The following is a 20,574-nucleotide window of genomic DNA, read 5'->3' on the forward strand; positions in this document are numbered from 1 at the left end:
CACGGAGCGCTACGCGATGTAGATCTTGCGCAGCGTCTCGTGCACCTCCCACTCGGTCTCCTCGCCATCCTCGAGCCGGCCGACCGTGCCAGCGACGAGCTCAGACTCGCTGCCGTCCTCACGGCGCAGGGTCGCGTGGCCGCTCAGTACGACGAAGACCTCGTCGACCTCGACATCGGTGACGACGCCCGGAGTGATCTCCCACACCCCGATCTCGATGTCGTCGAGCTCGGCGAGCGCCGCGATGCCCGTCGTCGGGCTGCCCGAGACGACCTGATCGTCGTCGACCGGCTCGTGCTCGAGCTCGATCGACAGCGCCTGCAGCACGGTCGCGGCGTCGAGCGGTAGTCGGGTCACGAGTCGAACCCTAGCCCTACTGCGTCGAGCGTGCGAAGGAAAAGATTGCGGCGGCCCTCACGGTGGTCGGCGCGGTCGAGCGCCCAGCGCACCGACTGCACCGCCGGGTAGGTCGCGGGCTCGGGCGGGAACGGCAGCGGCAGCTCGTTCACCATGCGCAGCGAGGTGCGCTCGGTCTGCTCGCCGGCGAGCTGGTCGAGCATGACGTTCGCCGCGAACCGGGTCGCCGCCACCCCGAGCCCCGTGAAACCCGCCGAGTAGGCGACGCGCCCCTGGTGGGCGGTCGCGTGGAAGGCGCAGAACCGGCTGCAGGTGTCGATGACGCCCGCCCAGCGATGGCTGAACCGCACGCCCTCGAGCTGCGGGAACGTCGTGAAGAAGTGGCTCGCGAGGGTCTCGAAGCTCTCGCGGCGATCGTCGTACTCCGGCTTGATGCGCCCGCCGAAGTGGTAGATGGCGTCGTAGCCGCCCCACAGGATGCGGTTGTCAGCGCTCAGCCGGTAGTAGTGGAACTGGTTGGCGCTGTCGGCGATGCCCTGCCGCCCCTCCCAGCCGATCGAGGCGAGCTGCGCGTCGGTGAGCGGCTCCGTCATGAGCACGTAGTCGTACACCGGCACGGTGTGCAGGCGGTAGCGCTTGAGCAGGGAGGGGAAGGCGTTGGTCGCGAGGGCGACACGATCGGCGCGCAGTGCACCTCCGGCGAGGATGCTCAGCTCGACCCCGTCCGCCTCCGCACGCAGGCCACCGACGGCCGAGAGCTCGAACACCTCGACGCCGGCATCGAGGCACGCTCGCAGCAGGGAGTCGGCGAGCTTGCCGGGGTGCACGAGCGCGGTGTCACGCGTCGACCACAGCCCGCCCTCGTACGTGGGCGAGTGCACCTGCTCGCGCATCGCGGCCGCGTCGTAGAACCGCTCGGTCTCGCCGTCGTGGGCGGCGGCGAGCTCGGCCACCTGGTATGGCTCGGTCGCGACGGCGAAGGAGCCGACTCGCTCGAAGTCGCAGGCCCACGCGCGATCGTGCACGGTGCGCTCGATCGCATCGAGGTTCTCCATGCCGAGGCGATCGAGCGTGTCGAGCTCGGTGGGGAATCGCGCTTCGCCGTTCTTCTCGCCGTGGGTGAGGCTCGCTTCGACGAAACCGCCGTTGCGGCCGCTCGCGGCCCACCCGACGCGCTTGCCCTCGACAAGCACGACCCGCGCGCTCGGGTCGCGCTCCTTCGCGAGCAGCGCCGTCCAGAGCCCCGTGTAGCCGCCGCCCACGACGGCGAGGTCGGCGTGCAGCCGCCCGGTGAGGGCGGGCAGCGCCGGTCGCTCGGGCAGGTCGTCGAGCCAGAAGGGGGAGAGTCGCGAGCCCTCGAGGGCATCGGCGATGAGGCGGGCATCGGGGCGGGCGCGCTCGAACACGGTCGTGGCCATGACTCCATCGTCGCACGCGTTATCCACCTGGACAACACTGTGCTGCGCGGGATGCTCACCGGAGCCGACCTAGACTGGCACCCGTGCCGCCCCTGACGAGCTGGCCGCGCGCGCTCGACGAGGTGCGCCGCCCCGAGACGACCGAGCAGGAGTGGGCCGGCTTCACCGCCCGCGTCGAGCGTGAGCTGCCCCGCCTGACGCGCCTCTTCACGCGCGTCTACGGCGACTCCGACCGCACGAGCCAGCACCTGACGGCCTTGCTCGTGCAGCTCGCCGAGTCATGGCAGGAGCGCCCCGACGACCTGCGCGCCCTCGACGCCGCCCGCGAGGACGACCCCGACTGGTTCCTCAGCAATCGCATGCTCGGGGGCGTCTGCTACGTGGACCGGTACGCGACAGACCTCGAGGGCGTGCGCGCGCGCATCCCGTACTTCCAGGAACTGGGCCTCACCTACCTGCACCTCATGCCGCTCTTCCTCGCCCCCGAGGAGAACAGCGACGGAGGCTACGCGGTGTCGAGCTACCGCGAGGTGAGCCCCGCACTCGGCGACATGGCCCAGCTCACGTCGCTCGCCGCCGACCTGCGCGCGAGCGGCATCGCCCTCGTCGTCGACTTCATCTTCAACCACACCTCGAACGAGCACGAGTGGGCGCAGCGCGCTCTCGCCGGCGAGAAGGAGTTCGAGGACTACTACTGGGTCTTCCCCGACCGCACGATGCCCGACAGGTATGAGCAGACGGTGCGCGAAATCTTCCCCGACGACCACCCCGGCTCCTTCGTGCCGATCGGCGACGACAGCGGCCGCTGGGTGTGGGCGACCTTCCACTCGTTCCAGTGGGATCTCAACTACTCCAACCCCGCGGTGTTCCGCGCCATGGCCGGTGAGATGCTCTTCCTCGCGAACCAGGGCGTCGAGATTCTGCGCATGGACGCGGTCGCGTTCATCTGGAAGCAGCTCGGCACGAGCTGCGAGTCCTTGCCCGAGGCTCACCTGCTGCTGCAGGCCTTCAACGCTGTGTGCCGCATCGCCGCGCCCTCACTGCTGTTCAAGTCGGAGGCCATCGTGCACCCCGACCAGGTCGCCGAGTACATCTCGCTCGAGGAGTGCCAGCTCAGCTACAACCCCCTGCAGATGGCGCTCATCTGGAACTCGCTCGCCACGCGCGACGCCCGCCTGCTGCAGCAGGCGCTCGACCGGCGCCATGCTCTGCCGCCGGGCACTGCGTGGGTCAACTACGTGCGCAGTCACGACGACATCGGGTGGACCTTCGCTGACGAGGATGCCGCCGAGCTCGGCATCAACGGGTTCGAGCACCGGCGCTTCCTCAACAGCTTCTACGTGGGGCGGTTCCCGGGCAGCTTCGCTCGCGGCATCCCCTTCCAGGACAATCCGGCCACCGGCGACTGCCGCATCTCGGGCACCACTGCCTCGCTCGCGGGCCTCGAGACCGGCGACGCGGGCGGGCTCGACCGCATCCTGCTCGCCCACTCGATCGTGCTCTCGACCGGCGGCGTGCCGCTGCTGTACCTCGGCGACGAGGTCGGTCAGCTGAACGACCCCGACTGGGCCGAGGAACCGGGCCACGCCGACGACAGCCGCTGGGCGCACCGCCCCCACTACCCCGCCGATCGCTACCGTGACCGTCTCGATACGACCACCGAAGCCGGGATGCTCTACTCGCGCCTGCGCGCCCTCATCGAGCTGCGCGCCCGCACGCCGGAGTTCGCCGGCGGCACCCTCATCGGCTTCGACGCGAAGGTACCGAGCGTCGTGGGGTACCAGCGGCCGGGCTCGGCCGACGGCGTCGAGACGCTCGTGCTGTGCCTCGCCAACGTCGGCGACGACCCCGCGCGCATCGACCCGCTCACGCTCTCGGGAATGCCGTCGAGCGCCCTCGACCTCGTCACGGGCGAGCATCACGACCTGAGCCGCGGCCTCACGATCGCCGCGCACGGCTTCGTCTGGCTGCGCATCGTGCTCGAGCCGGCCGAGACGGCACCCCTCAGCGGCCCCGACGGTACTCGCCGCTAGGCTGAATCGTCGCGGCCACGAACCGCGCATCGCCCTGCAGCCGAAGGAGGCCACACCCGTGCCCGGAGACAACCTGACCCGCGCCGAAGCGCACGAGCGCAAGAGCATTCTCGAGACCGAGAGCTACCAGGTCGCCCTCGACCTGACGACCGGAGACGAGGTGTTCCGCTCGACGTCGACGGTCACCTTCACCGCGACGGCGGGCACGAGCACCTTCATCGATGCGATCACCCGCACCGTGCACAGCGTCGAGCTCAATGGCGAGCAGCTCGACCCGAACGCGGTGGCCGACGGCACGCGCATCCAGCTGCCGAACCTCGACGAGCACAACGTGCTCACCGTCGTCGCCGACCACGAGTACACCAACACGGGTGAGGGTCTGCACCGCTTCGTCGACCCCGTCGACGGCGAGGTGTACCTGTACTCGCAGTTCGAGGTGCCCGACAGCCGACGAGTCTTCGCGGTCTTCGAGCAGCCCGACCTCAAGGCCACCTTCCACTTCACTGTCACGGCGCCGCAGAACTGGGTCGTCGTCTCGAACTACCCCGTCGCGACCCGCACCGAGCAGGGTGACGCCGCCACGACCGTCTTCGAGCCCACGAAGCCCGTCTCGAGCTACATCACCGCCGTCATCGCGGGCCCCTACCAGAGCGTGCACAGCGAGCTCACGAGCAGCGACGGCCGTACGATCCCGCTCGGCATCTACGCGCGCGCCTCGCTCTTCGAGCACCTCGACGCCGACTACATCTTCGACATCACGCGCAAGGGCTTCGTCTACTACGAGGAGCAGTTCGGCGTCGCCTACCCCTTCGACAAGTACGACCAGCTCTTCGTGCCCGAGTTCAACGCGGGCGCCATGGAGAACGCGGGCGCGGTGACGTTCACGGAGACCTACGTCTTCCGCAGCAAGGTCACCGACGCCATCAAGGAGCGCCGCGTCGTCACGATCCTGCACGAGCTCGCCCACATGTGGTTCGGCGACCTCGTGACCATGAAGTGGTGGAACGACCTGTGGCTCAACGAGTCGTTCGCCGAGTGGGCCTCCACGATCGCGACCGCCGAGGCGACCGAGTGGACGGAGGCGTGGACGACCTTCCAGGCCATGGAGAAGAGCTGGGCGTACAAGCAGGACCAACTGCCGAGCACCCACCCCGTCGTCGCGACGATCAACGACCTGGAGGACGTGCAGGTCAACTTCGACGGCATCACCTACGCCAAGGGCGGCAGCGTCCTCAAGCAGCTCGTCGCGTGGGTCGGCCGCGAGGCCTTCTTCGCCGGTGTCTCCGCATACTTCCAGAAGCACGCCTGGGGCAACACCGAGCTGAAGGACCTCCTCGCCGAGCTCGAGACGACGAGCGGGCGCGAGCTCGGCACGTGGTCGGAGCAGTGGCTCGAGACCGCGGGCGTCAACACCCTGCGCCCCGAGCTCGAGGTCGACGAGTCGGGCGTCATCACGAGCTTCGCCGTGCTGCAGAGCGCGCACCCCGACTACCCGACGATCCGCCCGCACCGTATGGCGATCGGCTTCTACGAGCTGCAGGATGGTGCGCTCACGCGCACCCACCGCCACGAGCTCGACGTGGATGGCGAGCGCACCGACGTGCCCGAGCTCGTCGGCCGCGCGCGCCCCGCGCTCGTCCTCCTCAACGACGACGACCTGGCCTACGCGAAGATCCGCCTCGATGAGGCCTCCCTCGCCGTCGCGATCGAGCACCTCGCGGCCATCGAGAGCCCGCTCGCCCGCGCTCTCGTGTGGGGTGCCGCCTGGGATGCCACGCGCGACGCCGAGACGCCTGCGCGCGACTACGTGCGCCTCGTGCTCAACAACATCGCGACCGAGACCGAGTCGACGACCATTCGCACGACCCTCATGCAGCTCGCCGCCGTCGCCCGCACCTACGTCGACCCGGCGACGCGTGCGGCGATGATCGAGGAGGTCGCCGACGCGCTGTGGCAGCTCGCCCAGGGTGCCGAGGCCGGCAGCGACGCACAGTTCCAGTTCGTGCAGTACTTCGCGAACCTCGCGGCAACTCCCGCGCACGGCGACGTGCTCGCGGGTCTGCGCGAGGGCTCGATCACCCTGCCGGGGCTCGAGATCGACACCGACCTCGACTGGCTGCTGCTCGAGGGCCTCGCTCTCGTCGGCGCCGCGACGGCCGACGACATCGACGCCGCCCTGGCGAAGGACAACACGTCTAACGGCCAGCAGGCCGCCGCACGTGCGCGTGCGGCCCTGCCCGACGCCGCGAGCAAGCGCGCCACCTTCGACCACCTCGTGGGCGACGACACCGTGCCCAACGCGATCGTGCGCATGACGTGCCTCGGCTGGCAGCACGCCAACGACCCGAGCGCGTTCGACGAGCTCGTCGATCCGTACTTCGCCTCGCTCACGTCGATCTGGAACGACCGCAGCTACAAGATCGCCGAGTACCTCGTGCTCGGTCTCTACCCTGCTGCGCTCGCGAACCAGACCCTCGTCGACGCGACCCGTGCGTGGCTCGACGCGAACCCGGGCATCCCGGCCCTGCGTCGACTCGTGACCGAGAACCTCGCGGGAGTCGAGCGGGCGATCGCGGCGCAGGAGCGCGACGCGCGCGGCTGAGTTTCCTGAGGGGCCTGAGTAGGCTGAGCGGCACATGAACGACATCGACTGGGCCGCGATCTGGCAGAACCTCGTCACCTTCGCCGTCACCTACGAGGCACCCCTGCGCATCGTCGGCGTGATCGTGGGGGCTGTCCTGCTGCGCTGGATTCTCCTCCTCTCGATCGGGCGCGTCGTCGACCGTGTCGTGTACGGCGTCAAGAAGGCCCAGAACGTCGAGCACACCACGGAGCTCTCGGCCTCGCCGCTGCACGCAGTGCGCGTCGTGCAGCGCACCCGCACGATGGGCAGCGTCACGCGCAACCTCGTCACGTGGGCGATCGTCTCGGTCGCCTTCGTGCTCGTGCTCAGCGAGCTCAACTTCTCGGTCACGGCGCTCATCGCCTCGGCGGGCATTCTCGGCGCCGCGCTGGGCTTCGGCGCGCAGAGTGTCGTCAAGGACATGCTCAACGGACTGTTCATGGTGTTCGAGGATCAGCTCGGCGTGGGAGACATCGTCGACCTCGGGGAGGCGACGGGCGTCGTCGAGAATGTGGGCGTGCGGGTCACCCAGGTGCGCGACGTCAACGGCACCCTGTGGTTCGTGCGCAACGGCGAGATCCTGCGCGTCGGCAACAAGTCGCAGGGCTGGGCCCGCGTCATCATCGACCTGCCCATCCCTTACTCGAGCGACGTGCACGCCGTCGAGGAGACGATGCTCGCCACCGCCAACGGACTCGCGCAGGACCCGGCGTGGAAGCGCAAGGTGCTCGAAGCCCCCGAGATCTGGGGAATCGAGTCGATCTCGGCGGAGGCGCTCGTCGTGCGCCTGGTCGTGAAGGTGCGCACCGCCGATCAGTGGGAGATCGCGCGCGAGCTGCGACTGCGCCTCAAGCTCGCCCTCGACGACATGGGCGTGAGCCTGCCCGCCCTCAACCGCGTCGTCATGGACGGCCTCGACCGCCCCACGGCGCGCAAGGGCTCGCCGCGCACGAAGCCCATCCCGCTGCCCGACGACGAGGCGCGCTCATGAGCCCCTCCTCGATCCCCGTCGGCCCCCCTGACCCGTTCTTCGAGCAGGTGGGCGGCCACGCCACGTTCGAGAAGCTCGTGCGGCGCTTCTACGAGGGCATCCGCGACGACGAGGTGCTGCGACCCATGTACCCCGACGACGACATGGAGGGCGCCGTGTGGCGCCTCACCGCGTTCCTCGAGCAGTACTGGGGCGGGCCGACCACGTACAGCGAGCAGCGCGGCCACCCCCGGTTGCGGATGCGCCACGCGTCGTTCCACGTCAACCCGGAGGCGCGCGACCGGTGGCTCGCCCACATGCGCGTCGCGGTCGACGAGCTCGAGCTCTCGCCGATGCACGAGGCCGCCCTGTGGGAGTATCTGGAGCGCGCCGCGCACGCCATGGTCAACACCTTCGAGGAGACTCCGTGACCGGACGCTCCGACGCGATCGTCATCGGCGCTGGCCTCGCCGGGCTCGTGGCCGCCGCCGAGCTCGTGGAGGCCGGCAAGCGCGTCACGATCGTCGACCAGGAGCCCGAGGCGACGTTCGGCGGGCAGGCGTGGTGGTCGTTCGGCGGGGTGTTCCTCGTCGACAGCCCCGAGCAGCGACGGATGGGCATCCGGGACTCGATCGAGCTCGCCCAGCAGGACTGGGCCGCCACGGCCGGATTCGACCGACCGGAGGACGACCACGCACAGCAGTGGGCCGAGTCGTACCTCGACTTCGCCTCGGGCGAGAAAGAGGTCGTGGCTGCGCGCGAAGGGCGTGCGGTTCTTCCCCGTCGTCGGCTGGGCCGAGCGCAGCGGCGACACCGCCACGGGGCCCGGCAACTCGGTGCCGCGCTTCCACATCGTGTGGGGCAGCGGGCCTGGCATCCTTGAGCCGTTCATCGCGACCGTGCGCCGCGGTGTCGAGGAGGGCCTCGTGACCCTGCTCTTCCGGCACCGCGTCGACGCCCTCACCGTCACCGACGGTCGCGTGACCGGCACGAGCGGCAGCGTGCGCGCGGCGTGGCCCGAGCGCCTCGGCACTCCCCGACGCGCATGATCAGCGGCGTGCCCGCCCACGTCGACGGGCGCGGGCTCGGCATCGCGGAGGCCGCCGGCGCGCGCCTCATCAACGGCGACCGCATGTGGCACTACGTGGAGGGCATCCAGAACCACAGCCCTGTGTGGGAGCGCCACGGCATTCGCATCCTGCCCGGCCCCTCCAGCCTCTGGCTCGACGCGACCGGGCGCCGCCTGCCTGCGCCCCTCTTCCCCGGCTTCGACACCCTCGGCACCCTCGAGCACCTGCGGCACACCGGGTACGACCACAGCTGGTTCGTCACGACGCAGACGATCATCGAGAAGGAGTTCGCCCTCAGCGGCAGCGAGCAGAACCCCGACCTCACCGGCCGCAGCGTGCGCGAGCTGCTGCGCCAGCGCCTCGGCAAGGGCGCGACCGAGCCTGTCGAGGCCTTCAAGAGGCTCGGCGCCGACTTCATCGTCGCCGACACCCTCCCCGACCTCGTGGAGCGCATGCGCGCCCTCGAACCGGATGCCCCGCTCGACGCGGTGCGCGTCTGCCAGGAGATCGAGGCTCGCGACCGGATGCTCGACAACGGCTTCGGCAAGGACGCCCAAGTCACGGCGATCCGCGGCGCGCGGGCCTACCGGGGCGACAAGCTCATCCGCGTGGCCGCGCCGCACCGCCTCACCGACCCCCAGCACGGCCCACTCATCGCCGTGCGTCTGCACGTGCTCACGCGCAAGAGCCTCGGCGGGGTGCAGACCGACCTCGACTCGCGCGCGCTGACGCCCTCCGGCGACGTGCTGCCCGGTCTGTACGCCGTCGGCGAGGCGTCCGGGTTCGGCGGCGGCGGCGTGCACGGCTACCGCTCGCTCGAGGGAACCTTCCTCGGCGGGTGCCTGCACTCGGGCCTGCGCGCGGGCCGCGCGATCGCGCGCCTCTAGCCCCGCGTCGAGAGTGGCGTCAGCTGCCGAGCGACCAGGCACCCTGCTTGACGAGCACGTGGCCGCGCTGCGTGCTCAGGCGAATCCACGGGCCAGCCGCGAACTGCTGCACGGGGTCATCCCCCAGGAACCCGAGCGCCTCCGCTGCGAACGCGACACCCGCGGGAAGGTGGTCGTGGCCCTCGAGCGGGCGACCCCACACCTCCGAGCGCACACGGTGCACGATCTGCTCCCCCGTGTTCTCGGGAATCGTCGCAGCGACCTCCTCGATGCCCGCACGAGCCGCAGCCGCGAGCGGGGCAGGGTCGAGCGACGTCATCCGCTGCCACCCCCCGCGGGGCGGCGAGATGCCCGCCCAGACGACGGTGTGCACGGCGGTCGGCACGCGCACGGCGACGGGACCCTCCTCGGCAGACGTGAGCGCAGCATCCACTCGCGCCTGCAGCGACGCGATCGGCACGACCGTGTCGAAGGAGCCTTCGAGGAGCGCGGTCGTGCGCAGTCCCAGCACGGTCGGGCCGCGATCGAGGAGGCCCTTCGGCGTGATGACCGCGACGTACATGGCCAGCACCCCCGAGTCGGCGATGAGGCGCACGGCCGCCGCGTCGTCGAGGCGCGCGGCACGCCCGAGCAGCACGGCGAGATCCTGTGCGGCGGCGGCAGTGGGGAGGGTGAACGAGTCGTTCATCGCTCTCTAGACTACGACGGATGACTGATGCGCCTCGCGACCCCGTCGCCGACCTCCTCTCCGCCCTCACGCTCACCGACACGGGGGCGCGCACGAGCGAGGACATCTTCACGGCGCCGAGCCTCTGGACCCCGCAACGTCGCGTGTTCGGCGGACAGGTCATGGCGCAGGCCGTGCTCTCGGCCATGCGCACCGTCGAGCCCGACCGGTTCATCCACTCCATGCACGGCTACTTCCTGCGGCCCGGCGACATCGACCAACCGATCACGTTCTCGGTCGACCGCATCCATGACGGCCGCTCGTTCTCGACGCGTCGCACGCAGGCCTATCAGGACGGCCGCCCGATCCTGTCGATGATCGCGAGCTTCCAGGACGACGACCCCGGCCTCGAGCACCAGGCGGCCATGCCGATCGACGTGCCCTCCCCTGAGACCCTGCCGAGCGCCGCCGACATCCTCGGGGCGATCGATCACCCGGCCGCACAGTACTGGGCGAAGGGCCGCCCCTTCGACATGCGCCACGTCGATACGCCCGTGTACCTGCACGCGAGTGGCGACCAGGTGGCGCACCAGGCCGTCTGGCTCAAGTGCCTCGAGCGCCTCCCGGACGACGAGAACCTGCACCGCGCTGCCCTCGCCTACGCGAGCGACTACTCCATCCTCGAGCCGATCCTGCGCCGGCACGGCCTCGGCTGGTCGACCCCTGGCCTGAAGATGGCGAGCCTCGACCACGCCATGTGGTGGCACCGCTTCGCCCGTGTCGACGAGTGGCTGCTGTACGTGCAGGAATCCCCCAACGCGATCGGCGGGCGCGGCCTGTCGACGGGGCGCATCTTCACGCACGACGGGATGCTCGTGGCCTCCGTCGCTCAGGAGGGAATGGTGCGCGTGCCGGAGTCGCGCGAGTAGCGCGCGCTCACGCCGTTGCTGCGCTCACTCTCGCCTCGAAGTCAGTCGCGGAAAGCGATCGGCGGCTCGACGTAGGGCTGCCAGGCCTCCCGCACCTCGTCGCCGAGTCGGCGGGGAGCGCCCGTCGCACGATCCACGAGCACGATCGTCGAGGCCGCGCGCGTGTAGAGGGTGCGGGGCTCCGCGACCGGAGGGCTGTAGATCTCGTAGCAGACCTCGAGGCTCGCACCCCCGAGCCTGCCGATCCACAGCTCCACGTCGAGCGGCTCGCGGTGGAACGGGATCGGCGCGAGGTACTCGATGCGCTGCGCCGCCACGAGCGTGATCAACGGCGAGCCCGGACCGGTCTCGAGCACCGCGGTGGGCGCGCCGCCCGCCGGGTCGCTCCAGAACGCCGCAATGCGCGCCTCCTCGAGCAGGGTGAGCATGCGCGCATTGTTGACGTGATCGTAGGCGTCGATGTCGCTCCAGCGCACCGGCACGGGCACATGCAGTCGCGTCACGAGGTTCTCCCTTCCAGGATGGTGCGGGCCGCCCTCAACCGCTCGAGGTCGTGCGGCAGCATCGCGGAGGCGTCCGCGCCCTCGACCACACGATCCGCCGCCGCGAGCAGGGCGACCCGCCGCTCGGGGTCCGTCGTGCGCCTCAGCAGGCGCCCGACGCAGTCGATGAGCCGCTCGCCCACCACCGGCTGAGTCGCCGCGTAGACCCGCAGCGTGTCGATCGTGTCGGCAACGAGGTCGATCCACGCGCGGCTCGACGCCCGCGTGCGCACCGCGCCGTCGTCGTCGACGAGCACCGGGTGCGGGTCCGGGTGAGCAGCGGTCGGTGCGAAGGCCGCACTGAGCGCGTCGATGGCGTTGAGCGCCGTGTACGGATCGTTGACCCCCGGGCTCAGCGATCGGGCCGCGACATCGATGAGCTGCCGTGCCAGGTGCTCCACATCCTGATACGGCGTGCGCTGGTCACCGATCGACACCCGGCCCACGGTCGCCCGGCACAGCTGCTCGAGCCGCTCCTCGGCCGTCGCCCGCTCGCGGTCAGCATCGTCGTGTTCGGCGTCGGCTTCCACGGTCACGAGGGCGATCACGTCGCCCCCGCAGACGAACGTCCCGGGGTGCACGAGCACGTCCACTCGCCCCTCGTGGCGCGTCGCGGCCGACACCAGATCGTCGAGCGCGACGCTCGTCACGTATCCGTCCGCGTCGGCGAGCGCCTCGCGGGCGACGCCGCCGCTCGGCCACGAGTCCGCGGGCCGACGACGCGCATCCGCCGTCGCTGGATACTGGTCCGCGAGGCGACCCGCCAGCTCGCGGCGCACTCCCCCGGCGAGGTTGGCGATCTGGATGCCCGCGCTGATGTGATGGATGAAGTAGATGAGCACGCACACGCCGACGAGGGCGAGGGCGAGACCCACCGTGACGGCGAGCTCCGGTACGAACGCCTCAGAGCCGGAGCGGATGCGCCGCAGCACCATGAGCGAGTACAGCGAGCTCGACACGAGCACGGCGAGCACGAGCTGGTTGCCGCGGTCGGCCATGAAGTTCTGCACGAGCCGCGGGCCGTACGCCGAGGAGGTGAGCGCGAGCACGGCGATCGTGATCGAGAACATCGTGGCCGCGGCCGACAGCATCGAGGTCGCGATCGCGGCGAGGAGCCCCCGCGCACCGTCCGGGCCGACTCCGAGCAGCGGCAGCCACTCCCAGTCCGCCGACAGGTCGACCGCCACGAGCGCCTCGGCGAGCGCGAGGGCGAGCGCGATGAGGACGGCGGGGACGAACCAGAACGAGTCGCGGATGCGCGCGAGCCAGTAGGCGATGCGGTTCACGACTCCCCCTTCGATCGATCTGCCGGCCGACCCGGCGCCGGGTCAGTCGCGCGTGAGCTTGCGGTAGGTCGAGCGGTGCGGCTTCGCCGCGTCGGGGCCGAGTCGCTCGATCTTGTTCTCCTCGTACGCCTCGAAGTTGCCCTCGAACCAGTGCCAGTAGCTCGGGTTCTCCTCCGTGCCTTCGTACGCGAGGATGTGCGTCGCGATGCGGTCGAGGAACCACCGGTCGTGCGTGATGACCACCGCGCAGCCGGGGAACTCGAGGAGCGCGTTCTCGAGGCTGCCCAGCGTCTCGACGTCGAGGTCGTTCGTCGGCTCGTCGAGCAGCAGCAGGTTGCCACCCTGCTTGAGCGTGAGCGCGAGGTTCAGACGGTTGCGCTCACCGCCCGACAGCACGCCCGCCTTCTTCTGCTGGTCGGGGCCCTTGAAGCCGAACTGCGAGACATATGCTCGCGAGGGAATCTCCGTCTTGCCGACCTGGATGTAGTCGAGGCCGTCGCTCACGACCTCCCACAGGTTCTTGTTCGGGTCGATGCCGCCGCGACTCTGGTCGACGTACGAGATGTCGACGGTGTCACCGATCTTGAGCGTGCCGCCATCGAGCTCCTCGAACCCGACGATCGTCTTGAACAGCGTCGTCTTGCCGACGCCGTTGGGCCCGATGATGCCGACGATGCCGTTGCGCGGGAGGGTGAAGGAGAGTCCATCGATGAGGATGCGCTCGCCGAAGCCCTTCTTGAGGTTGGACGCCTCGATGACCTGCGAGCCGAGTCGCGGCCCCACGGGGATCACGATCTCCTCGAAATCGAGCTTGCGCGTCTTCTCCGCCTCCGCGGCCATCTCCTCGTAGCGGGCGAGGCGCGCCTTCGACTTCGCCTGCCGGCCCTTCGCGTTCGATCGCACCCAGTCGAGCTCGCCCGCGAGCCGCTTGGCGAGCTTCGCGTCTTTCTTGCCCTGCACCTCCAGGCGCGCGGCCTTCTTCTCGAGGTAGGTCGAGTAGTTGCCCTCGTACGGGTACAGGCGGCCGCGGTCCACCTCGGCGATCCACTCGGCGACGTGGTCGAGGAAGTACCGGTCGTGCGTGATGGCGATGACGGCGCCCGGGTACTTCTGCAGGTGCTGCTCGAGCCAGAGCACGCTCTCGGCGTCGAGGTGGTTGGTGGGCTCGTCGAGCAGGAGCAGATCGGGCTTCTCGAGCAGGAGCTTGCAGAGCGCGACGCGGCGCTTCTCACCACCGCTCAAGTGGGTGATCATCTCGTCTCCGGGCGGGCAGCGCAGAGCATCCATCGCCTGCTCCAGCTGGCTGTCGAGATCCCAGCCGTTCGCCGCGTCGATCTCCTCCTGCAGCGTGCCCATCTCGGCCATGAGGGCGTCGAAGTCGGCCTCGGGGTCGGCCATCGCGAGCGAGATCTCGTTGAAGCGGGCGAGCTTGTCGCTCAACTCGCGCACGCCGTCCTGCACGTTCTCGAGCACCGTCTTCGACTCGTCGAGCTCGGGCTCCTGCATGAGGATGCCGACCGAGTAGCCGGGGCTCAGGCGCGCTTCACCGTTCGACGGCTGGTCGAGACCGGCCATGATCTTGATGATCGTCGACTTGCCAGCACCGTTCGGGCCGACCATGCCGATCTTGGCGCCGGGGAAGAACGACATCGTGACGTCGTCGAGGATGAGCTTCTCCCCGACCGTCTTGCGGGCGCGGACCATGGTGTAGATGAATTCGGCCATGCCTACCAGTCTAGGGAGAGCGTGCGGCCCACCAGGCACCGCCCGGTGCTCAGGGCCGCCGCATCGTCGGCGACGGCAGCACCGTCGGCGACTTGGCCCAGCAGGCAGTCCTCGCCCACGCGCACCGCGACGAGAATCGAGTCGGCCTGCATGCCCGTGGGGGTCGTGTCGGCCGTCACCTCCATGGCGGCCCTGTTGAAGCCCGAGGAGACGAGCTCGTCGACGAGCTCGCGACTCGACGGCGACGCGTTCTGGGCGAGCAGGGCGTCGAGGCGGAAGGCGAAGTAGTCGAGGTTCTCGGCGGCGGTGCCGCCCTCCACGAACTCGGGAACCACCCCGGGCGTGACGCGAGGCTGCTCGACCGGATCGACGGGAGCGTCGCTCGATGGGGTGGGAATCGGGTCGCGTTCGGTGGCACAGCCGGCAAGGGCGAGGCCGCCGACGAGGATGCCCGCCGCGAGCGTCACGACTCGGAGGCTGCGCGGCGACGGGCGCGAGAGCATCCCGAACCTCCGTGATCTGCCTGCGGCGACGAGGCCGCGTCGCGACCCGCGTGCGAGTCTACGCAGGCCGCGTTCGGTAATCGAACACGCCCCACGGGCAACGGTTGCGAGCATCTCGCCGGCTGGAGCAGACTCATCTCAACGCAAGCGGTTGGTGATCGGGGGATCACCGGGGGACCGCGAACCGTGGCAGCGTTTCGGCCCGTTCGGGTCGGGCCAGAAGCGCTGAGACAAGTGCCGGTGGCCTCTGATCTCTTCGGGTGAGATCAGAGGCCACCGCCTTCCTCAAGCTCAGTGGCGTCGAACCGAGTCGGCCTACACTCCCTCTCGGACAAGGGAGGTGAGCGGCGTGGGCGGTCTGACGATCCGCAACGCTCTCGGCGGCCCGTGGGCGTCGCACTGGCTCGTCTGGGTGAGCCTCTACCCGCCGACGACTCTGCTCGTCCTCCTGCGCGAGACGGTCACGCCCTTCCCGCACTGGTGGTGGCCGCTCCTCTCGGCGACCGCGCAGCACCTCGTGGTCGGCGTCGTCATCGCCCTCGGCGCGGCGCTCGGCCGTCGCCGCCATACGGTGCTGCCGCTGGCCGTCGCGGGTTCCATCTGGGGCCTCGCGGCGATCGTTCGCGGTGTCATCGGGGGCGCGGTCGCGGGTAGCGTCGCCGGCGTCGACCCCGAGTACGTGTTCCGCATCGTCACCTGGGTCGTGGCGAGCGCGCTCTGGGTACCGGTGTTCGTCTACACGCTCGCGCAGTTCGATCGGCGGCGCCTTCTGCTCGGTTCGCTCGACGCGGCTCGACGCGAGCTCGACAGTGCGCGAGACATGACCGCCGAGTCGGCCGACGACGTGCAGCGCAGGCTCCGGGAGTCGGTGCGGCAGACGCTGCAGCCCGTTCTCGACGACTTGCAGGGGAGCCTGTCGAACTCGCGCGAGTCGCTGTCGCGTCGTCGTCTGGAAGAGTTGAGCGCTCAATTGAGCCGCGTGCACGATGAGGTCGCGGCGGTCGTCGACGCCGCGGGCAACGGCAGCGCCGAGAGAACAGACTCCGGCGAGCGGGCGTCGGTGCGGCGCGCCTTCGACGTGCGGCCGGGCAGGCCCGCGGTCACCGCCCTGCTCGTGACGGTCGCGACCATCACGCTCATCGTCCCCGATGCATGGCGCGTGTTCGGGCACCTCGCGGCCATCGAGGTCATCGTGGCGACCGTGGTCGCCGGCCTGTTCCTCGGCGTCGGGCCCGCCATCGCGCTGCGCACGGGTCATCGCGTCTCGGTCTTTCCGGGGCAGGCCGTGACCGTCGTCTCCCTCGTCTTCGCGCTCGGTGCCATGACACAGGTCATGCTCGCGAGCGGGATCGATCCGATCACCTGGCACGGACTCCTCATCACCCCGCTCCTCGCCGTATCGCTCATCCTCGCGAGCGTCGTGTTCGCCCTCGCCTCGGCGCTCTTCCGCATCAACGAGGAGGCGTGGCAGCTGATCTCCGAGACCCGCGCCACGATCGAGGCTCTCACGGCCGAGAACGATGAGGTTCGAGAGCGAGAGGGCCGACGGCTCGCCATCCTGATGCACGGCCCGATCCAGGGGCGGCTCGCTGCGTGCGTCATGGCGCTCAACTTCCACACGACTGCCGCGGCCGACCCGGCCGACGAAGACCGCGTCCCCGCGATGCTGGACTCGATACTGGCGCACCTCACCGATGTCTCTGCCGATCTCGTCGCGCTCGCATCGCTCGACGACCGCGCGGCAACCCCCGAATAGGGGTAGTTCTCCCTCCCTAGACGGGCCCCGTAGCGCCATCATGGCGCTTAGACTTGCGCGCATGGCTGACCCGGAGCCGACCGACATCGTCGTTCTCGTCGCGGACGACGACGCCCTCGTGCGATCGGTCCTGCGCATGGCGCTCGCCTCGCGGGGGCTCGCCGTGGTCGAGTCCTCCGACGTCGAGGAGACTCGCCGTGCAGCACAGGCGCAGGCTGTGCACCTGGCGGTGCTCGATATCAACATGCCGGGAGGCTCCGTGCTCGACGCGGTCGCAACGCTGCGTTCCGCGCACGCGCACCTGCCGGTGCTCGTGCTGAGCGGCGACATGTCTCCCCCCGCAGAGTTGGACAACGCCGACTACGAGTTCGCGCGCAAGCCCATCGAACTCGACGACTTCCTGGAGCGTGTGGAACGCCTCCTCTCTCCGACGCGCAACGGCAGCCGGCCATGACGTCGCCGCTGCGCGACCCGGCGGTTCTCGCGGCCGTGCTCGACAGTGCGATCGCGGACCTCGCCGACATCGCGTTCGTGGTCGACATCGAGGGCACGGTCATCGCGGCGAACAAGACTCTGCTGGCGCGGTCCGGTCTCTCACGCGACGATGCCATGGGGCAGTCGTTTCTCGACATCATCCATGGCGAAGACCGCACGATCACCAGCGAGCACCTGAATCGCGCACTGCAGGGCGAGGTGGCGGCGTTCCGCATCGTGAGGACGCTCAACGAGGAAGCCCAGTACGTCTCCGACGTCACGCTGCACCCCGTGCGCGACGGTGACGACGTCGTGGCAGTGCTCGGCACCGCCCGTGACGTCACCGAGGCCGTCACCGTGGCCCGCGAGCGCGAGTCCGCTGAAGAGCTTCTGCAGATCGCCGGCCGCATGGCAGGGTTCGGTGGCTGGTCGATGGATGCGAACGACCGGGTTCTGCGACTCTCCGACGAAGCGCGCACGATTCTCGCGATCGCGCCCGACGCGGAGATCGTGCTCGGCGCGCTGCTCGACGCACAACCTTCTCGCACGCGTGACGAGCTGAGGGGAGCCATGCGCGAATGCCTAGAGGAAGGCCGGGGCTTCGATCTGCAGCTGAACATCGTGACGATCACCGGCTCGCAGGTCGTCGCGCGCATCCTCGGCCGACCAGAACGCGACCACACGGGGGCGGTCGCGCGCGCGCTCGGCGCCATCTGGGACGTGACCGAGGTCGAGGCGGAGAAGGCCAAGCTCGTGGAGTTGGAGGAGCGCTTGACGATTGCGCTCAACACCATCAGCGACGGCATCATGTTCCTCGACCGCGACTGGATATTCACGTTCGCCAACCCTCGAGCACTCGAGCTCACCGGGAAGTCGGAAGCTGAACTGCTCGGGAAGTCGTACTGGGAGGCCTTCCCCGAATCGGAAGGGTCCGAGTGGGAGCAGACATACCGTCGCGCCCTCGAGACGGGTGCTCGCCAACAGGTGAGATCGCTGGACGAGAACCGTGACACGTGGTTCGACATCACCGCGTATCCCACAGCGTCGGGGCTCGCACTGTACGTGCGCGATGTGACCGAGGACGAGCTCACACGCCAGCGCATGGTCGCGAACCAGCGCCGTCTTTCCGACCAAGCCAGATTGCTCGACGCCTCGCGGGACTCGATGATCGTCCGCGGACTAGATCACCGGGTCCAGTACTGGAATCGCGCCGCGACCGAGCTGTACGGGTGGGACGCTGGCGAGGCCATCGGGCAGCCGATCACCGCGCTCATCTTCGACGACACGACCGCTTTCGACAATGCCACCGCTGCGGTTCTGCGAGATGGCTTCTGGAGCGGAGCTCTCGAACAACGGGCCAGGGACGGCCGGTCGCTCGTTGTGGACAGTCGTTGGCAGCTCGTGCTGGACGAGAGCGGTGAGCCCTCTGCGATCTTCGCCGTCAACAGCGACATCACCGAGCAGCGGAAGGCGGAGGAGGCGCGCTTGCGGGCGCAGCGCATGGAGAGCCTCGGAACGCTCGCCGGAGGGATCGCGCACGATCTCAACAACGTGCTCACGCCCATTCTCATGTCGGTTCAGCTCCTCACGCGCCGCACGCACGACACCGACGAGCGTCAGATACTCGACGGCATGGAGGCTGCCGTCAAGCGGGGTGCCGACATGATTCGCCAGGTGCTCGCCTTTGCCCGGGGCGTGGAGGGTCGACGCATCCGCGTCTCCGTCAGCGACCTGCTCGACGATCTCATCGTCTACGCGCGCAATGCGTTGCCGAAGGAGATCACCGTCACGATCGAGCACGATGTCGCCGACGGAGACACGATGGGCGACCCCACGCAGCTGCTCCAGGTGCTCATCAATCTCGTCACGAACGCCAAGGACGCCATGCCTGAGGGCGGCCAGGTGCGCATCAGGGCCAGCCGTGTCTCCATCGATGAGCAATACAGGTCAGTCAGCCACTCCGCCTCGCCCGGTGAATACCTCACGATCGAGGTCGAGGATGACGGATTCGGCATGCCGCCGGACGTCGTCGCCAAGGTCTTCGAGCCGTTCTTCACGACGAAGGAGCCCGGCCGCGGAACGGGGCTCGGGCTCGCGAGTTCGCTCGCCATCGTGCGCAGCCACGGAGGCTTCATGCAGGTGTACAGCGAGGAGGGCAATGGGACGAAGTTCCAGGTGGCTCTGCCCGTTGCGGAAGGCGGTGAGGTGTCGCGACCTCCCGAGATCGCAGGCGAGGAGCGCGCTCCTCGCGGCGGAGGCGAGCTCATCCTCGTCGTCGACGACGAACCGATGATCGTGAAGGTGACGACGCAGACGCTAGAGTCTCACGGCTACCGCGTGGTCACGGCACGAAACGGGCAGGAGGCGATCGACCTCGTCGATCGGGGAGATCACGATATCGACCTCGTGCTCACCGACATGATGATGCCCGTCATGGATGGTGCGGCGGCGAGCGCGTACCTCGAGCATCACCGTCCCGAGATACCCATCGTCGCCATGAGCGGGCTCAACTCCCACGGATCGGCGAAGCGCGCTGTCGGCATGGGCATTGCCCGCTTTCTGCCGAAGCCGTTCACCACGAGCCTTCTCCTCACAACCGTGGCTGAGACCTTGCGCGGCATCCCGCTCGACCTAGAACAGGAGCACGAGCTGTGACCGATTCCGAGAGCCGCGCTCTGCGGGTAGTCGTCGCCGACGACGACCCCTTCACCCTGTCTCTCGTCACGGGCGGGCTCGAAGCGCAAGGCTTCGACGTGACCTCAGCGACGAGCGCTGAGGAGGCCCTCAGTGCCGTCGCCCGCGTCGACCCTCACGCCCTCGTGAGCGACCTCAACTTCGGGCCGGGCCGGACGGGTGCCGCACTCCTCGATCGTGTCGCCGAAGAGTTCCCCTGGATCGGGCTCGTCGTACTGACCTCCCACCGCTCCCCCGAGCTTGCCGTGCCCAACCCCGAGCTCATACCGGCGAGCGTCGTCTACCTCGTGAAATCGCAACTGAGCCGCGTCGACGAGCTCGCCGGCGCCGTTCACCGGGCGATCAGCGGCCAGATCGACGCAGACGTGGTGCGTGACGACGACGATGTGCCCACCGTGACCGCCGCGCAGGCGGAGGTGCTGCGCATGCTCGCCGAGGGTGCGTCGACGCGCGCGCTCGCCGAGCACCGAGGGACGACGGTGCGCGCGGTGGAGACGATGCTCAATCGCCTCTTCCTCGCGCTGGGCCTCGACACGGGCGAGAACGCGAGCCCCCGGGTCGCCGCGGTCACCCTGTGGCAGCGCGGAGGCATCCGCGTGCGTCGGGCGGGCGACTGATCCGAGGGCCCAGCATCATCGGC

General features: G+C 69.4%; 16 protein-coding genes and 1 pseudogene. 10 read left to right on the plus strand and 7 right to left on the minus strand.

Annotated features, from left to right (window positions below):
• Positions 1–9: 9 nt before the first annotated feature.
• Both HUJ41_RS08560 and HUJ41_RS08565 read right to left on the minus strand, forming a co-directional pair.
• Complete coding sequence (locus HUJ41_RS08560; protein WP_179872217.1) at positions 10–357, minus strand: cupin domain-containing protein; 348 nt, start codon at positions 355–357, stop codon at positions 10–12.
• Positions 354–1,775, minus strand: coding sequence for an NAD(P)/FAD-dependent oxidoreductase (locus tag HUJ41_RS08565; protein WP_179872218.1), 1,422 nt, complete (start codon positions 1,773–1,775; stop codon positions 354–356). Before HUJ41_RS08565 ends, HUJ41_RS08560 begins: the two co-directional genes overlap by 4 nt.
• A 122-nt stretch (positions 1,776–1,897) precedes the next feature.
• Here HUJ41_RS08565 and HUJ41_RS08570 point away from each other — a divergent pair, with 122 nt between their 5' ends.
• The 5 genes and pseudogenes from HUJ41_RS08570 to HUJ41_RS08590 all read left to right on the plus strand — a co-directional run bounded on the left by HUJ41_RS08570 (position 1,898) and on the right by HUJ41_RS08590 (position 9,358).
• Positions 1,898–3,808, plus strand: coding sequence for an alpha-amylase family protein (locus HUJ41_RS08570; RefSeq protein ID WP_246299361.1), 1,911 nt, complete (start codon positions 1,898–1,900; stop codon positions 3,806–3,808).
• A gap of 58 nt (positions 3,809–3,866) precedes the next feature.
• Positions 3,867–6,410 (plus strand): aminopeptidase N, encoded by a 2,544-nt coding sequence (gene pepN, locus HUJ41_RS08575; RefSeq protein ID WP_179872219.1) that lies wholly within the window; start codon positions 3,867–3,869, stop codon positions 6,408–6,410.
• A gap of 34 nt (positions 6,411–6,444) precedes the next feature.
• Complete coding sequence (locus HUJ41_RS08580) at positions 6,445–7,422, plus strand: mechanosensitive ion channel family protein (protein ID WP_179872220.1); 978 nt, start codon at positions 6,445–6,447, stop codon at positions 7,420–7,422.
• Positions 7,419–7,832: a globin gene (locus tag HUJ41_RS08585; protein ID WP_179872221.1), complete on the plus strand. Its 414-nt coding sequence runs from the start codon at positions 7,419–7,421 to the stop codon at positions 7,830–7,832. The genes HUJ41_RS08580 and HUJ41_RS08585 overlap by 4 nt, the downstream gene beginning before the upstream one ends.
• Positions 7,829–9,358 (plus strand): annotated as a pseudogene (locus HUJ41_RS08590) (FAD-binding dehydrogenase). The gene HUJ41_RS08585 and the pseudogene HUJ41_RS08590 overlap by 4 nt, the downstream one beginning before the upstream one ends.
• A 19-nt stretch (positions 9,359–9,377) precedes the next feature.
• On the opposite strand, the gene HUJ41_RS08595 reads toward HUJ41_RS08590, so the two are convergent.
• The gene (locus HUJ41_RS08595) at positions 9,378–10,046 is read right to left on the minus strand and encodes a DUF8185 domain-containing protein (RefSeq protein ID WP_179872222.1); all 669 of its coding nucleotides are present in this window, start codon (positions 10,044–10,046) and stop codon (positions 9,378–9,380) included.
• Between the two features lie 20 nt (positions 10,047–10,066).
• Between HUJ41_RS08595 and HUJ41_RS08600 the strand changes: the two genes are divergently transcribed.
• A complete protein-coding gene (locus tag HUJ41_RS08600) occupies positions 10,067–10,954 on the plus strand; it encodes an acyl-CoA thioesterase (RefSeq protein WP_179872223.1) in 888 nt (295 codons plus the stop codon).
• A gap of 41 nt (positions 10,955–10,995) precedes the next feature.
• Here HUJ41_RS08600 and HUJ41_RS08605 read toward each other — a convergent pair whose 3' ends face one another.
• Genes HUJ41_RS08605 through HUJ41_RS08620 form a run of 4 tightly spaced genes read right to left on the minus strand, consistent with a single transcriptional unit; the run spans position 10,996 to position 14,974 of the window.
• Positions 10,996–11,457, minus strand: coding sequence for an acyl-CoA thioesterase (locus HUJ41_RS08605; RefSeq protein WP_179872224.1), 462 nt, complete (start codon positions 11,455–11,457; stop codon positions 10,996–10,998).
• The gene (locus tag HUJ41_RS08610) at positions 11,454–12,782 is read right to left on the minus strand and encodes a DUF2254 domain-containing protein (RefSeq protein ID WP_179872225.1); all 1,329 of its coding nucleotides are present in this window, start codon (positions 12,780–12,782) and stop codon (positions 11,454–11,456) included. Before HUJ41_RS08610 ends, HUJ41_RS08605 begins: the two co-directional genes overlap by 4 nt.
• Before the next feature lie 42 nt (positions 12,783–12,824).
• Positions 12,825–14,507: an energy-dependent translational throttle protein EttA gene (gene ettA, locus HUJ41_RS08615; protein ID WP_179872226.1), complete on the minus strand. Its 1,683-nt coding sequence runs from the start codon at positions 14,505–14,507 to the stop codon at positions 12,825–12,827.
• Positions 14,508–14,509: 2 nt separating this feature from the next.
• Positions 14,510–14,974, minus strand: a complete 465-nt coding sequence (locus HUJ41_RS08620; protein WP_179872227.1) for a DUF6993 domain-containing protein — start codon at positions 14,972–14,974, stop codon at positions 14,510–14,512.
• 385 nt (positions 14,975–15,359) lie between these two features.
• On the opposite strand from HUJ41_RS08620, the gene HUJ41_RS08625 reads away from it, so the two are divergent.
• The 4 genes from HUJ41_RS08625 (at position 15,360) to HUJ41_RS08640 (ending at position 20,551) form a co-directional block, all read left to right on the plus strand.
• Positions 15,360–16,766: a hypothetical protein gene (locus HUJ41_RS08625; protein WP_179872228.1), complete on the plus strand. Its 1,407-nt coding sequence runs from the start codon at positions 15,360–15,362 to the stop codon at positions 16,764–16,766.
• Positions 16,767–16,827: 61 nt separating this feature from the next.
• On the plus strand, positions 16,828–17,220 hold the full coding sequence (locus HUJ41_RS08630; RefSeq protein ID WP_179872229.1) for a response regulator: 393 nt from the start codon (positions 16,828–16,830) through the stop codon (positions 17,218–17,220).
• A complete protein-coding gene (locus HUJ41_RS08635; RefSeq protein ID WP_179872230.1) occupies positions 17,217–19,895 on the plus strand; it encodes a hybrid sensor histidine kinase/response regulator in 2,679 nt (892 codons plus the stop codon). Before HUJ41_RS08630 ends, HUJ41_RS08635 begins: the two co-directional genes overlap by 4 nt.
• Positions 19,892–20,551 carry a response regulator gene (locus HUJ41_RS08640; protein WP_152583777.1) on the plus strand — a complete coding sequence of 220 codons (660 nt, stop codon included), beginning with the start codon at positions 19,892–19,894 and terminating at the stop codon, positions 20,549–20,551. Before HUJ41_RS08635 ends, HUJ41_RS08640 begins: the two co-directional genes overlap by 4 nt.
• The last annotated feature ends 23 nt before the right edge of the window (positions 20,552–20,574 follow it).

Source organism: Microcella indica, from assembly GCF_013414345.1.
In the GTDB taxonomy this organism is placed as follows: Bacteria; Actinomycetota; Actinomycetes; order Actinomycetales; family Microbacteriaceae; genus Microcella; species Microcella indica.